This is a genomic window from Ruegeria sp. CDSA079 (genome assembly GCF_059612245.1).
Map to the genome: position 1 here is coordinate 156,202 of NZ_JBXWQF010000004.1, position 15,208 is coordinate 171,409.

The 15,208-nt window shown below is 57.7% G+C and carries 12 protein-coding genes; 4 read left to right on the plus strand and 8 right to left on the minus strand.

Going from position 1 to position 15,208, the window contains the following annotated elements; genetic code table 11:
* Positions 1–17: 17 nt before the first annotated feature.
* From AC2FJZ_RS05880 to AC2FJZ_RS05890, 3 genes are all read right to left on the minus strand, one after another.
* Positions 18–593 carry a disulfide bond formation protein B gene (locus AC2FJZ_RS05880; protein ID WP_496672608.1) on the minus strand — a complete coding sequence of 192 codons (576 nt, stop codon included), beginning with the start codon at positions 591–593 and terminating at the stop codon, positions 18–20.
* 10 nt (positions 594–603) lie between these two features.
* Entirely contained in the window at positions 604–759 is a 156-nt protein-coding gene (locus AC2FJZ_RS05885; RefSeq protein ID WP_172677873.1) for a DUF5993 family protein, read from the minus strand.
* Between the two features lie 109 nt (positions 760–868).
* Positions 869–1,630 (minus strand): DeoR/GlpR family DNA-binding transcription regulator, encoded by a 762-nt coding sequence (locus AC2FJZ_RS05890; protein ID WP_496776488.1) that lies wholly within the window; start codon positions 1,628–1,630, stop codon positions 869–871.
* Between the two features lie 181 nt (positions 1,631–1,811).
* Here AC2FJZ_RS05890 and glpD point away from each other — a divergent pair, with 181 nt between their 5' ends.
* Positions 1,812–3,389 carry a glycerol-3-phosphate dehydrogenase gene (gene glpD, locus AC2FJZ_RS05895; protein WP_496776490.1) on the plus strand — a complete coding sequence of 526 codons (1,578 nt, stop codon included), beginning with the start codon at positions 1,812–1,814 and terminating at the stop codon, positions 3,387–3,389.
* 197 nt (positions 3,390–3,586) lie between these two features.
* On the plus strand, positions 3,587–4,132 hold the full coding sequence (locus tag AC2FJZ_RS05900) for a DUF2087 domain-containing protein (protein ID WP_496776492.1): 546 nt from the start codon (positions 3,587–3,589) through the stop codon (positions 4,130–4,132).
* 38 nt (positions 4,133–4,170) lie between these two features.
* Here AC2FJZ_RS05900 and AC2FJZ_RS05905 read toward each other — a convergent pair whose 3' ends face one another.
* From AC2FJZ_RS05905 to metG, 3 genes are all read right to left on the minus strand, one after another.
* Entirely contained in the window at positions 4,171–7,308 is a 3,138-nt protein-coding gene (locus AC2FJZ_RS05905) for an efflux RND transporter permease subunit (protein ID WP_496776494.1), read from the minus strand.
* A gap of 3 nt (positions 7,309–7,311) precedes the next feature.
* The gene (locus AC2FJZ_RS05910; protein ID WP_050603584.1) at positions 7,312–8,469 is read right to left on the minus strand and encodes an efflux RND transporter periplasmic adaptor subunit; all 1,158 of its coding nucleotides are present in this window, start codon (positions 8,467–8,469) and stop codon (positions 7,312–7,314) included.
* Positions 8,470–8,715: 246 nt separating this feature from the next.
* Positions 8,716–10,461 carry a methionine--tRNA ligase gene (metG, locus tag AC2FJZ_RS05915; RefSeq protein WP_496776496.1) on the minus strand — a complete coding sequence of 582 codons (1,746 nt, stop codon included), beginning with the start codon at positions 10,459–10,461 and terminating at the stop codon, positions 8,716–8,718.
* A gap of 257 nt (positions 10,462–10,718) precedes the next feature.
* Here metG and AC2FJZ_RS05920 point away from each other — a divergent pair, with 257 nt between their 5' ends.
* The gene (locus tag AC2FJZ_RS05920) at positions 10,719–11,435 is read left to right on the plus strand and encodes an OB-fold-containig protein (RefSeq protein ID WP_496776497.1); all 717 of its coding nucleotides are present in this window, start codon (positions 10,719–10,721) and stop codon (positions 11,433–11,435) included.
* A gap of 34 nt (positions 11,436–11,469) precedes the next feature.
* Entirely contained in the window at positions 11,470–13,140 is a 1,671-nt protein-coding gene (locus AC2FJZ_RS05925; protein ID WP_496776499.1) for a flotillin family protein, read from the plus strand.
* 51 nt (positions 13,141–13,191) lie between these two features.
* Here AC2FJZ_RS05925 and AC2FJZ_RS05930 read toward each other — a convergent pair whose 3' ends face one another.
* Together AC2FJZ_RS05930 and AC2FJZ_RS05935 are read right to left on the minus strand one after the other, a co-directional pair.
* The gene (locus tag AC2FJZ_RS05930) at positions 13,192–14,412 is read right to left on the minus strand and encodes an MFS transporter (protein ID WP_496672665.1); all 1,221 of its coding nucleotides are present in this window, start codon (positions 14,410–14,412) and stop codon (positions 13,192–13,194) included.
* An 81-nt stretch (positions 14,413–14,493) separates the two neighbouring features.
* Positions 14,494–15,090 (minus strand): YceI family protein, encoded by a 597-nt coding sequence (locus AC2FJZ_RS05935; RefSeq protein ID WP_496776501.1) that lies wholly within the window; start codon positions 15,088–15,090, stop codon positions 14,494–14,496.
* Between the last annotated feature and the right edge of the window lie 118 nt (positions 15,091–15,208).

The following is a 15,208-nucleotide window of genomic DNA, read 5'->3' on the forward strand; positions in this document are numbered from 1 at the left end:
TTCGGGCGAAGGTTGTCTTATCCTCCGTCGTCCGCGTCCAGTTCGTCAATCAATTTGTAGCTTGTCGGCGGGTCAGCGCAGATGCCGGGACCGCATTCCAGCAGGGTTGACCCGGCATTCACCACAGCCAGCGCCAGCATGATGAAAAAGGCTGTTTTGGCCAGTTTGTTTCCCCCAAATTTCGGCTCTGCGGACGCGTCGTTGTCGTACTGACGCTCAAACAACAGCATGATCGCCGTGCCCAGCAAAATGAGGAAAAAGGCGATCCCGGCCCATGTGTAATAGTGGAGCCCCAGAACCGGTGATCCGTAGTGGCCTGTTCCGGGTACGATATGCAGCAGGATTTGGCGGATCGAAACACTGCCGCCGTACAGTGCTGCGATCAGCACAATGGCATAATGTTGTGGTCTAGCTCCATAGAGCAGGTTCAAGCCAAGCCCCACACCAACCGCCACAAGCCCAACACGTTGCAATAAGCAAAGTGGGCAAGGCAGTTCGTAAAGAACAAGCTGATAGAAAAACGCCAAAGCCAAGACAAGGCAGACGGCAAGCATACCCAGCGCGTTGAGCGTGCGGGACAGTTCAGGTGTCATGCCGGTCCCCTCAAAGTTGAATTGTCAGTTGGCTGGTGGCGTGGAATTTCAACCAATAGATGCTGAGAGCCAACGTGGCGAAAAACAGCACGTTGCCGACCTTAGTCAAGTTGAAATAGTTGAGCCCCATTGTGACGGTAAACAGCAGAAATAATAAAGCAATCATGGCCCGGTCTTCCCCTCCCGTGCGCATTGTAACATGTAGTGGATAGTGTCAGGCTGAACGGCATCTGACAAGCTGCGCAATTCACCCAAACGTTGAAGTGCGAAAGTTACTACGCGCAGAGAACGACTTCTGTTCGCCACTCCCGACAGTGTTGCGGTAGATCACCCGGCAGATGAACGTCTGTGTAAATCGTATTGATTTCGGACATCGAGGTGATCCGTGCAGGGGCCGAACGCTGAAACTTTGAATGATCTGCCACCAGAAAGGTGCGCCGTGCTTGTGCGATGATGGTTTGGCTGACCTGAACTTCTTGAAAATCGAAATCCAACAGATCTCCGTCTCGATCCAGCGCCGAGCATCCGATGACGGCCAGATCAAACTTAAACTGTTGGATGGTTGAAACAGTCAGGGTGCCGATCAACCCGCCATCCGAGCGCCGCAGAACACCGCCAGCCATGACAACTTCGCAATCTGGGTTTTCAATAAGGATGTTGGCGACGTTCATGTTGTTCGTCACGACCATCAGGTTCTTATGGCTCAGCATTTGCCGCGCCACGGCCTCGGTCGAGGTGCCAATATTCATGAAGATTGACGCGCCATCCGGAATTTCCGCAGCGCAGGCTTGTGCGATGCGCGTTTTGGCATCTGCGTTCAGCGCACGTCTGTCGTCATAGCCGATATTGGACACGCCTGAGCGTAGAACCGCGCCGCCATGGACCCGGTCAAGTTTACCGGCGTCAGCCAGTTCCGTCAGATCGCGCCGGATCGTCTGAACGGTGACGCCAAAACGTTCAGCCAGCCCGTCAACCGTGACGCGCCCTTCGGTACTGGCGATGTCCAGAATGTCGGATTGGCGAAAAGACAGAGACATGGGGCGGGTCCACTCAAAAACGCGTTCCTTCGTTTTTGTTCTTTTGGGTAAGTTTGGCAAGAAGGGCTGCGAATTTTTCATATCAGCGTTGCAAAAAGAAAATAAACGAACATAAACATTGACCAAGCGAATGACTTTCGGGCTAATGCGCCAGACAATGCCTCGCGAGGAATCAAAAGATATGCAGTCGACTGACGATCAGATCACAGACCTTTTCATCATTGGCGGCGGCATCAATGGCTGTGGTATCGCACGGGACGCCGCCGGGCGGGGCTTGTCGGTGACACTGGCGGAAATGAACGATCTGGCATCGGCTACGTCTTCGGCATCGACCAAGCTGTTTCATGGCGGGTTGCGATACCTGGAGTTTTTTGAAATTCGGCTGGTCCGCGAGGCATTGATCGAACGTGAAACCCTGCTGCGGGCGATGCCACATATCAGCTGGCCGATGCGCTTTGTGTTGCCTTACCACAAGGACATGCGGTTTGACTCGGAAACGCCGACCTCTCGCTTGCTCAGCACGGTGATGCCATGGATGCGTGGGCGGCGTCCGGCCTGGCTGATCCGTTTGGGGTTGTTCCTGTATGACAATCTTGGCGGGCGCAAAATCCTGCCCGGTACCAAGTCGCTGAACCTGCGCACGGCACCGGAAGGGGCCCCTTTGCAAGACAGGTTCGAAACGGCCTATGAGTACTCCGACTGTTGGATCGAGGATTCCCGTCTGGTGGTCCTGAATGCGCGTGATGCTGAGGCGCGAGGTGCGCAAATCATGGTACGGACCAAAGTGATCTCGGCCGAGCGGGTGGGTGATCTGTGGGAGGTGACGGTGCGGGATCGGGACAGTAACCAGACCCGTGTGATCCAGGCCAGAATGTTGATCAACGCAGGTGGTCCGTGGGTCGGCGACATCATCCAAACCAAGATCCGCGTGAACTCGCGCGAGGGCGTTCGGCTGGTGCGCGGCAGTCATATTGTGACACCTAGATTGTACGATCACGACAAGTGTTATTTCTTTCAGGGCGAAGATGGCCGCATCATCTTTGCCATTCCCTACGAGCAGGACTTTACCCTGATTGGCACAACCGATCAGGATCATCCGGATCCGTCCACCGCGCCGGTATGTACCGAGGCCGAGCAGGAGTATTTGTGTGCGTTCGCGTCAAAATACTTCCAACGCGCCGTGACCCGCGATGATATTGTCTGGACGTATTCCGGTGTGCGCCCGCTGTATGACGATGGGGCCAGCAGCGCCACAGCGGCGACGCGAGACTATACGCTGAAAGTCGATGCGCAGGGTGGGGCGCCTGTCTTGAACGTGTTTGGTGGCAAAATCACCACCTATCGCAGGCTTGCAGAAAGCGCGTTGGAAAAAGTGGCCGATTTCTTTCCGGACCTGCCCAAACCCTGGACTGCCGGAGTTGCTCTGCCCGGTGGAGACTTTCCGGTGGATTCCGTCGACACCCTTCAAAGCGAGCTTCTGGCGAAATACCCGTTCCTCGACCCAGCATGGGCGGCCCGCTTGATCCGCGCCTACGGGACCGAGGCGCGCGAGGTAATAGGTGGTGCAAAACAGGTGTCTGACCTGAGTGAGGATTTTGGCGCAACCCTGACCGCGCAAGAGGTCGCTTGGTTGATGGACAAGGAATATGCCCGCACTGCCGAAGATGTCGTCTGGCGACGCAACAAGCTGGGGCTTCGGCTCAGTGACGAGCAAATCGCGCGGATCGATAGCTGGATGGCCGAGCGGCGCAGCGCGTGACAGGGTTTGCAGGCCCCTTGGCGGTGGACCCCTGTTATGCTAGCCCTTGGGTACGGTCGGCAGACACCGAGGCGCCGCTGCTCTTTCTCAGAGTGCTAAACCTGCCTTTAACAGATGATTGACATCGCAACACTCAGGGCGTTGCTTCGTCAGGTCAGCGGCCAACGAATGCACAGAACGCCCGATTTGGATGTGTGATGAGCAAGATACCAGTCCCTTTGCATGTGGATGATCTGACCCCCTTTGTTCGAACCTTGGCCACCCAGTTGGGAGAGGCCAGCCCCTCGCACTTGACTCTGATGAACATGGTCGCGCGCGCGGCAGGTTATCAGAATGTACAACATATGCGGGCCGACAGCGCCGCCAGTCGCCGATTGCAGGCGCGCTCGGACCCGCCAGCGGCCAATGCGCGTGTGGTTGAACGCTCGTTATACCTGTTCGACACGCAGGGCAGGTTGCGGCAATGGCCTTCGAAACGTTCGGTGCAAAACCTGTCACTTTGGGCTCTTTGGGCTGCAGTGCCATCGGGTAGGGCCGTAAATGAGGCCGAGGTCAACGCCTGTCTCAATGCCGAGCATTGTTTCGATGACCCTGCCACGTTGCGGCGCACGATGATTTCTTGCGGGTTGCTGACGCGGCGCAGGGATGGATCAGAGTATCGCAGGATCGAGCAGGAACCGCCGGTCGACGCAAAACAGGTGATCCACGAGATTGCCAAACGGCGCCGCGCAAGATCACACTAAGAAAAAACCCCGCCGTTGAGGCGGGGTTAATTACAGGATCAGGCCGCGGACTCGGACGGGTCGGGATCTTTTTTGCTGCCTTTCAGCCACTCTCTCATGCTTTGCATGAGGGCGTAGAGCACCGGAACCACGATCACACCAACCAGCGTCGCGGCCAACATGCCGCCGAACACAGCCACACCAATCGCCTTCTGGCTGGCAGCGCCAGCACCATTGGCGGCCAGCAGCGGAACAACCCCCAGCAGGAAGGACAGGGCGGTCATCATCACAGCGCGGAACCGTTGATGCGCGGCCTCGGCTGCGGCTTCTTTGATCGACAGACCCTTGGCGCGTTGCTCCATCGCAAATTCAACGATCAGAATGCCGTTTTTCGACGCCAACCCCACCAGCATGATCATCCCGATCTGCGTATAAAGATTGATGTCACTGCCGACGATGGCGACCGCCGCCACCGCCCCGAACAGGGCCACGACCACGGACAGCAGGATCGAGACGGGCAAGGTCCAGCTTTCATACTGACCAACCAGGAACAGGTATCCGAACAGGATCGCAAGCCCCAGAATGATGACCACCAGACTGCCCGAGGCCAGCTGTTGCTGAGCCGTGCCGGTCCATTCGAACGCATATCCGGGGGGCAGGGCGGTTTGGGATTCCTCTGTCATTACCGTGATGGCGTCACCACTGGACAGGCCGGGCGCGGGTACAGCTGTCACCGTGGCCGACCGGAACAGGTTGTGCCGTTTCAGCAGGACCGGCCCCAATACGTTTTCCACGTCGATCAGTGTGCCCAAAGGCACCATGTCGCCATTCTGCGAACGGACGTAGAGATTGGCGATATCATCGACATTGTCGCGATAGGTGCCATCGGCCTGGATCATGACGCGATAGACGCGGCCAAACAGGTTGAAGTCATTTACATAGTAAGACCCCAATTGCGCCTGCATGGTCTGAAAAACTTCGGCCACCGAGACGTTGAGCGTCTTGGCTTTTTCACGATCCAGATCCACGAAAAGCTGCGGAACGTTGGCGCGGAAGGTTGTATAGGCTTGCCCGATCTCGGCCCTTTGATTGGCCGAATAAACGAACGAACCCACGGCTGAGGCCAGATCCTGAGGCGTGCCTCCACCGGTTTGCTGCACCTCCATTTCAACCCCGGCAGACATACCGAGACCCTGGATGGGCGGCGGGTTGAAGGCAACGATTGAGGCAGCTGACTCGCTGTTGGATATCGCCAGTACTTTGGCGAGGATGGCATCAGCACTCAGGTCGTCTTCCTGCCGCTCGCTCCAGTTGTCGAGGTTCACAAAGATCGCGGCACCGTTGGTGATCGTACCGTTCAGCAGCGAAAAGCCGTTGACCAGAACCGTGCTGGCCACGCCAGGGATTTCGCGCAGCTGATCGTCAAGGCGGGCGGTCACAGCCTCGGTCCGTTCCAACGTCGCCGCATCGGGCAATTGCACGTCGACGAACAGATAGCCGTTGTCCTCAAGCGGGATAAACCCGGCTGAGGTGTTCGACATGATCGTTCCCGTTCCCATGCCAAGCCCAACCACGATGGCCAGTGCAATGGCCGGAAAAACCAACAGTTTTCGTACAATGGCGACATAACCACTGCGCACGGTGCCGATAAAGCTTTCGAACACGGCAAGCAGCCCTTTGGGCGGGCCAGATCGTGCCCGAAGGACCAACCCACACAGCGCGGGCGATAGGGTCAGCGCGTTGATGGACGAAATCACAACAGCGGTTGAGATCGTGACCGCGAACTGAGAATAGAGCCGCCCCGAGATGCCGGGCATAAAGGTGACCGGCACAAAAACCGCCAACAGAACCAGCGTGGTTGCGATAACCGGGCCAGTGATCTGGCCCATCGCTTTTCGGGTCGCCTCAGCAGGAGGCAGCCCTTCGTCGGCGATGATGCGTTCAACGTTTTCAACCACGACGATGGCGTCATCCACCACAATCCCGATGGCAAGGACCAGCGCAAACAGAGAGATCGTGTTCAACGACATGCCGAAGGCTAGCAAGAAGGCAAAGGTACCTATCAAAGAAACCGGGATGGCCACAGCGGGAATGATTGTGGCACGCCAGCTTCCCAGGAACACGAAAACCACCGAGATCACGAGGATGAAGGTCAGGATCAGGGTCGAAACCACGTCGTTCAGAGAAGACTCGACGAAGTCAGTTGTGTTGAAAGGCACATCATATTCGATATCGGTGGGAAACGCGCGGGACAGGCGGTCCAGTTCAGCCTGTACGCGGTCCGAGACCGCCAGAGCGTTGGCGCCAGGGGCTTGATAGATGCCTATCACTGTGGCCGGGACCGCTTGGAAATAGCCCGAAGCCGAATAAAACTGTGCGCCTAGTTCTGTACGTGCGATGTCTTTGACCCGGACAATCGCACCATCGGCACCGGTGCGGATCACGATGTCGCCAAATTCATCTGCCGAAGTCAGACGACCCTTGGATTTGATCGTGTACTGAAACGTCTGCCCTTCAGGCACCGGAGGCGCGCCAATCGAACCGGCGGACACTTCGATATTCTGTTCACGGATTGCGTTTATCACGTCGCCCGGAGTGATGGACAGCGCTGCCATCTTGTCGGGATCCATCCAGATCCGCATTGCGTATTCCAGGTTGGTCAGAACATCGGCTTTACCAACGCCCTGCACGCGTGCCAGCGCGTCGCGCAGGTTGATCGAGGCATAGTTCGACAAAAACACGCTGTCATAGGTGCCATTCGGTGAGGTCAACGTCACCAGCAACAGCATGTTGGTCGAAGCCTTTTGTGTGACCACTCCCGAAGATGTCACTTCGCTCGGCAGCGATGACATGGCCTGCGCCACCCGGTTCTGCACGTTGACAGATGCGATGTCTGGATCCGTGCCCACCTCGAAGGTGATATTCAGAGAATACGAGCCGTTATCGGATGAGGTGGACGTCATGTATATCATGTCATCCACGCCGTTGACCTGCGCTTCAATCGGGGCGGCGACAGTATTCTCCACCGTTTCCGCATTCGCGCCGGTATAAGTGGTTGTAACGCTGACAACAGGTGGCGTGATATCCGGAAACTGTGCCACCGGCAGCACCAGATAACCGATGCCGCCCATGATGGTCAGCACCAGCGAAATGACAAGCGCCAGCTTGGGCCGGCTGATGAACAGGGCTGAGAACATCAGTTATTCTCCCGGCTGTTCAGAGGCAACGACCGCGTCAACAGCCACGCCGGGGCGGACCCTCTGCAGGCCCTCAACAATCACACTTTCACCTTCGCGCAGACCGTCCGTCACGATGATCGCGGTGCCGTATGTGTCGCCAGTGGTGATGTAGCGCTGTTCCACCATCTGTTTGTCATTGACCACCAGAACAAACTCACCCCGCTGATCGCGCTGCAAGGCGGCTTGCGGCACAAGAACCTGCAAGGTCGGCTCCAGCGCTTCGATCTGTACGTTTACAAATGCACCATCCAGGATCAGCCGGTTTGAGTTGTCGAACTGGGCGCGGACCGTGATCGCGCCGGTCAAGGGATCAATGCGGTTATCGACGAAGACGATTCTGCCGGTTTCATCCAACTCGCTTCCATTTGGCAGGATCACGTGAACATTAGGGCTTTGCGGGCTTTCCGCCAAAGAGGCCGAGTTTTCGCCATAGGTTTCCAAAACGGTCGTGAATAATTTTTCGTTAAGAGAAAAATTCACGTAAATTGGCATTTCGCTGACGATATTGACCAGTGGAGGGTTGTTTGGACCGACCACGTCGCCAACGCTGGTGGTGATGCTGCCGATACGCCCGTCAAACGGCGCGTGGATCTGCGTATAACTCAGGTCAAGCTCGGCTTGTTGGATCGCGGCATTCGCTGCCTTCACCTCTGCCTCTGCAACCAACTCGTTGGCGCGGGCAATGTCGCGTTCCGATTCCGGCGTGGCGTCGCGTTTGTACAGTTCTTCTTTACGGGCAAGATCGACTTTTGCGAGTTCGAGATTTGCCTGCGCTCGGTTCAGATCAGCTTTGCGGGCCTCAAGTGTCGCTTCGTAAAGGTCGGGTTCGATGGTGAACAGCAGATCCCCTTCCTTGACAGTTGCGCCATCCTCGACCTCGCGGCTGTTGAGAAACCCGTTCACGCGGGCCACGATGTCGACCTTGTTGATTGCCTGAGCACGCCCGATGAATGTGGCCTCGTCGGTGATTTCTTCGGTATAGGCCGCCGAAATCGACACTTTTGGCGGCGCGCCTTCCTCTTGCGCGACTGCGGCGTGCGCCAGTCCCAGGGACAACAGCAAAAGTGCAGTGGCCAGAGGCCTGCCGGTCCGGGTGGAAGGAATATGTGCTGGGAACATGTAACGCCTCGTACGTGACAGAAACAATTGATGCCGAGTCCGCCGGCATGGCGACCCGAGTCGGAAGTACTTGGTGTCAGGATGACTTTTTTGCGGTGAATTCTCAAGCGCGATAAATCTAGGGCCAATGAGAGGCGATGCCAAAAATTTCAGCGCTTTGGATGGTTTAGATATTCAGCTGTTTCATGCAAGCCCGCAATACAGGGGCTGATAAAGCCCCCGCTTGTCGTTTGGATCACGCCGTGTTCAGCTGCGTGTGCCTGCGAATTTCTCCTGCCACTCCTCGCGCTGTTCATCCGTGACTTTGGCGAACAGAACGTCGGGCACGGTAAAGTCGTGACCCGCGGGCAGGGCGCTGAGCGCCGCGGCCACGTCTTCCGGCCAGGCAGTGTCGAGCGTGTTCATCGCGCTCAACATGCGGGCCGAAGTGTCAGGAATGAACGGCGCGCTCAGCACGGCGTACAGACGGATCAGGTTCAGACCCAGGCGCACCTGAGCGGCAGCCTGCTCGGGGTCTTCCTTAAAGGTTGACCATGGGGCCGCGGCCTGAAGATATTCGTTGCCAGCAACCCAAATCGCCCGCAACTCCTGCGCCGATTTGCGGACCTCCATCGCCTCCATATGCCCTTCATAAGCGCGAACACGTTTGGTGAGTTCGTTGATCAGAGCGTTTTCACGATCGCCATAGTTGCCGCCTTCCGGCACGGCTTCACCGAACTTCGAGCGGCAGAACTTGGTAATCCGGCTGACAAAGTTACCCAGAACGTCGGCGAGGTCCTTATTCACCGATTGCTGGAAGTTTTCCCAGGTGAATTCACTGTCGCTGCTTTCAGGGGCATGGCTGAGCAGCCACCAGCGCCAGTAGTCGGCGGACAGGATTTCCAGCGCCTGGTCCATGAACACGCCGCGACCTTGCGAGGTCGAGAACTGGCCGCCATCATAGTTCAGGTAGTTGAACGACTTGATATAATCGACCAGCTTCCATTGCTCGGATGATCCGCTCACTTCATTATGCGTGTTGGTGCCCAGAATGGTCGCCGGGAAAGACAGCGTATGGAAAGGCACGTTGTCCTTGCCCATGAACTGGACATAACGCACGTCGTCTGCGCCTTTGTCGGTGCGCCACCAGCGCTCCCAATCGGCGTCGGTCTTGCCAATGGCATCGGCCCATTCCTTGGCGCAGGCAATGTATTCGATCGGCGCGTCGAACCACACATAGAAGACCTTGCCTTCCATCCCTGGCCAATCCTGATCGCCTTTTTTGACCGGCACGCCCCAGTCCAGATCGCGGGTGATGCCCCGGTCTTGCAGGCCGTCGCCGTCATGCAGCCACTTCTTGGCAATTGAGGTGGTCAGGATAGGCCAGTCCGCCTTGCTGTCGATCCACGCATCCAACTGATCCTTCATCGCCGATTGGCGAAGATACAGATGCTTGGTCTCGCGCACTTCCAGATCGGTCGAGCCGGAAATGGCCGAACGTGGCTCAATCAGGTCTGTCGGGTCCAGCTGTTTGGTGCAGTTTTCGCACTGGTCACCGCGCGCGCGCTCATAGCCGCAATTGGGGCAGGTGCCTTCGATATAGCGGTCGGGCAAAAAACGACCGTCGGCGTTGGAATAGACCTGTTTCTCGCTGACTTCGCGGATCAGGCCCGCGTCATCCAACTTACCTGCAAAATGCTGGGTCAGACGCTTGTTCTGATCGCTGGACGAACGACCGAAGTGATCGAAGCTGAGGCCAAACCGTTTGGCTATATCGGCCTGAACCGTATACATGTCGGCGCAGTACTCGGCCACCGGCTTGCCTGCCTTGGCGGCAGCCAGTTCGGCCGGCGTGCCGTGTTCATCCGTGGCGCACAGGAACATGACCTCATTCCCCCGGGCACGCTGGTAACGCGCATACAGATCGGCTGGCAGTTGCGAGCCGATCAGGTTGCCGAGGTGCTTGATCCCGTTGATGTAGGGGATCGCTGAGGTGATGAGAATCCGAGCCATGTTCCGCTTCCGCATATCTGTCTGCGCGCCCGTCTACCTTATGTCGTCCGTCAGCAAAAGGCCGGGTTACGCACTTGCGCCCTGAAAAGCAATGATCGGCAATAAAAAAACACCTGACACCGGATTTCGGATTGTATACGGGCGGGGGGTGACACCACCCTTAGGTTGAATTCCAGAATCACAACCTCTTGAAATATCGTTATGACTACCCATATTCAGTGTATACAAAGGTATACAATTACGAGGGCCATACATTGATGTTCGACTTCCTGCTCGAAGGTGCATTTGTACCATTCACTATGGCACTTGCGCTGTTGTTCGGCCTGCTGGCACTGGAGCTGATTGCTTTGGTGTTGGGTGGAAGTTTGCTGGCGGGTGAGGGCGAGGTCGATGTGGATGTGGTGGATGCCCTGGATCTGGATGCCGCGGATTTCGATCTTGATATCGATGCGGATTTCGATCTGAGCGAATTCGAACTGGCCGAGATTGAGACGGAGGTACCTCAGGCAGACGCAGCAGGCCCGATGGCCTGGCTGGGGATCGGCAAAGTGCCGTTCATGATCTGGCTGGTGGTACTGTTGGCAGGTTTCGGCCTGTCGGGCATCGGCCTGCAACTGGCGCTGCGCGATCTGCTGGGATTTGACCTGCCCAGTTGGATGGCGGCCATTCCTGCCGGTGCGTTTGGCCTGTGGTTTGCGCGTGGCTTTGGCACAGTCTTTGCCCGGCTGTTGCCCAAGACCGAGACCGAGGCAATGTCGGAACGGATGCTGGCCCGCCGCCGGGGCGTGATCTCGCAAGGGACTGCTTCACGCGGGCGCGCGGCAGAGGTGCGGGTGATGGACCGGTTCGGCAACACGCATCACCTGCGGGCCGAGCCGCTGCAGGACAAAGACATCCTTGAGCAAGGCACCGAGGTTTTGGTGCTGCGCGACAGACGGCGCGACCGGTTCGTTCTGGTTGGATTGTCAGACTAATCAAATTTCAAACCCTAAAATCGGAGGATTTTGCATGGAAGTTTCTTTCCTGGCCATTACGGTCGTCACCATTCTGGCCGTTCTGCTGTTCATCGGCCTTGTGCTTGGCCGTCTATACAAACGCGCAACCCGCGAAGTGAGCCTGGTGAAAACCGGGGCAGGCGGCAAAAAAGTCATTATGGACGGTGGTGTCGTGATCGTGCCTCTGTTGCATGAAGCCAGCCCCGTAAACATGAAAACCCTGCGCCTTGAGGTGCAGCGCAGCGGTGAGGCTGCACTGATCACCAAAGACCGGATGCGCGTGGACGTGGGTGTCGAGTTCTACGTCTCGGTCATGGCGACCGAAGAAGGGATCGCCCGCGCGGCTCAAACGCTGGGTGATCGCACCTTTGATGTCGAGCAATTGCGCGAGATGATCGAAGGCAAGCTGATTGATGGCCTGCGCGCCGTGGCGGCTCAGATGACCATGGACGGTCTGCACGAAAACCGCGCCGACTTTGTGCAGGAAGTGCAGAATGCGGTGTCCGAGGATCTGCTGAAAAACGGCCTGTCGCTGGAATCCGTCTCGCTGACCGCGCTGGACCAGACCCCGTTCGAAGCTTTGGATGAGAACAACGCGTTTAACGCCGTGGGTATGCGCAAGCTGGCCGAGGTTATCGCGACTTCAAAGAAAGAGCGCGCGCAGATTGATGCGGATGCCGAGGTTGAGGTGCGTCGTGCGGCGATGGAAGCACAGCGTCAGAAGCTGCTGATCGAAAAAGACGAAGAACAGGCGCGTATTGAACAGACGCAAATGGTGGAAACCCTGCGCGTGGCCCAAGAGGCCGAGATCGCAGCGCGGACCGAAGACTCGGTACGTGAAACAGAACGCGCCCGGATCGCCCGTGAGGAAGCCATCCGTGCAGCCGAGATCGAGCGTGAGCGCAAGATCCGCGATGCGGAAATCTCCAAAGAGCGCGAAATCGAAGTGGCCGAGCAAGAGCGCCAGATCATCATCGCGCAGAAATCCGAAGAGGAAAGCCGCGCGCGTGCGTCGGCGGATCTGGCCCGTGCTGAGGCGACCAAAGCGACCGAATCTGTTGTGACCGCCCGTGAAGTGGCCGAGGCCGAACGTCAGAAGCAGATCGTTCTGATCGAAGCTGCCCGCGAAGCGGAACGTCAGGCAACCGCGATCCGCCTCGCTGCACAGGCCGAGAAAGAGGCCGCCGCCGACCGTGCCGAAGCCCGGCGCGAGGAAGCTCAGGCCGATGCCGACGCGCTCAACATTCGTGCCGAAGCCAAGAAGAACGACATGCTGGCCGAAGCGGAAGGTAAACGTGCGATTGTCGAGGCCGACAACGCTCTGTCCGCTGCGCAAATCCGCATGAAGGTCGATCTGGCGCGGATCGAAGCCATGCCCTCGATCATCTCGGAAATGGTCAAACCAGCCGAAAAGATCGACTCGATCAAGATCCATCAGGTTGGTGGCATTGGTGCAGGCGCCTCGGGTGGTGGTTCGGCCAACGCCGACAAGCCCGTGGTTAATCAGGCACTGGATTCAATCATGGGCATGGCCGTCCAGATGCCCGCGCTCAAGAAACTGGGCGAAGAATTGGGCCTGTCGATAGAAAACGGTGTTGGCGGCGTTGTGAACGGTGCTCTGGAGCAGACTGTTGAGCCCGCAGAAGCTGAAGAACCAGCAGAAGAATCGCGTACCGAGCACTGACGCAACTGCCCCCTGAAGTGGTTGAAAGGGCCGGGTGCTTCCCGGCCTTTTTTACTTTTCCCGCGACCGTTTCAATAGCCGACCTATCGTGAACGAGGTCCGCGGAGCGTAGACGTAGTTCGTACGCTCATCTGGTGTAGGCCGCGACCGCATCCGGGCCAGACCAAAGATGATCAGGAAGGCATGTCCAAATGCGACGAAAGCAAACAGGGCTTCGGGGCCGAACTTTTGGATCAAGGTCGACGAGATATAGGGCGACGCGATGGCCCCCAGCGCAAACCAGAACATCAGCGCGGCTGATAGTTCAACACGTTCCTCGGTCGTGGCAAAGTCATTTGCGTGGGCGGAAGAGACCGAGAAGATCGGAAAGGTTGTCAGGCCAAAGAATACTGCCGCCGACATCACACCAATGGTCCCGCTGCCACTTGCCATCATTGTTACTCCACAACTGAGCACCGCAGCTGCAGATAGCCAGATCAGCACCCAGCGCCGATCATATTTGTCGGCCAGCCAGCCCACGGGGTATTGTGCCAGCGCACCACCCAACACGAACGAGGCCAGGAAGAAGGCGATCTGATCGACACCCAGGCCGACCTCTTGCCCGTAAACCGGGCCGACCATGCGGAAAGAGGCCGAACTGAGCGCGGCGACAATCACGCCTGCCACCGCCAGAGGAGAGCTGCGCCAGGCCAGTTTCGGACGCAATCGCGGCGCGTCGGGTGTTTTGGGTTGGCTGGCTTTGGTCAATGTCAGTGGCAGCAGCGCGGCACAGCACAAAATAGCCAGTAGGTTGTACGAAACGTAAGACGCAGGCGGCAGTACCGCGATGATCAATTGCGCACCAAGAGACGCGCCCATATCGACAATCCGATAGGTTCCCATGGCGCGCCCGCGTGTCTCGTTGTTGACCTTGGCGTTCAGCCAGGCTTCGATCACCGTATAGCTGCCCGCAACACAGGTCCCCGATGCGATCCGTAATGCGGCCCAGATGTAAGGGTCGTCCGTCAGAGTGTGTCCAATAAGCCCCATTGAGCCCAATGCGGTGCATACGGCAAAAGCGCGTGAATGCCCGATACTGCCCATCAGGCGCGGGGCCCACCAGCACCCGACGAAAAAGCCGATAAAATGGGACGAGCCCAACAGACCGATCTGTTCTGTCGTGAAATTCAGCGTGATGCCCGAAATGGCATCGAGTGGACCCACGCCGCCCGTAGAGAGCTGCAGCAGAATGACCGAAAGAAACAGGGCGGCAAATGAAATGATCGTGCGCATAGTGAGGTCAGGCATAACGCACTCAGACCGGTTGCGCGTGTCTAATCGACCCTCGTGTGTCGTTTTTTGCAGTTTCGCTGTTTAGTTCTGGCGCGTGATCTCGGCGCGGATGTTCAGCCCGACCGTGTCATCGACCAGTTCGGGATAGCCAGAGGCCCCAAAAGCGTGGCGGTCCAGTGTTCCTGTCAGGCGGATCGAAAGGGCGTTGAGGTCATCCGCTGCGCTGCCTGGCGGGCGGTACAGCGCGGCGTCGAGGATCACCGGGCGGGTTATGCCACGCACGGTGAGGTCTCCTGTAATGGTGGCCCCGTCCGAAATGCGTCCACTCGGACCGAGCTGGATTTCGGTCGAGGTGAAGCGAATGGTCGGATGTGCATCGGCGTTCAGTACGCTTTCCCCCAGCATGGGGCCGCGCGCAAACGGTAATCTGGTTCGCGCATTGGCAACGTTCAGGATCACGTCGACCTTGCTGTTTTGCAGACGCTTTGTATCCAGTTTTATTGCAGCCGATTGGATCGGCATCGTGCCGGATTGCGAAACCCCGGACAGATCGAAGGTGAATCCAACCGATGTGCCTTTGGACGCCAGAGCGTAAGGGATCAATGCGGTCTGCGCAGAGGTAAGTGCCGGCCATGCCACCAACCCGGCTATCACGGCCCGTCTGGTCATTCTGGTCATGAAGGTTCCTCTTGCCTGTGCTGGTGTTTCGGGTGTGTTCGAACCTGTTGTGCGCGCCTGTGCCTTGACGTTAGAGCGCAGGGGGTAACTCTTGGTTAACGCGCGGGTGGTCCCTTTT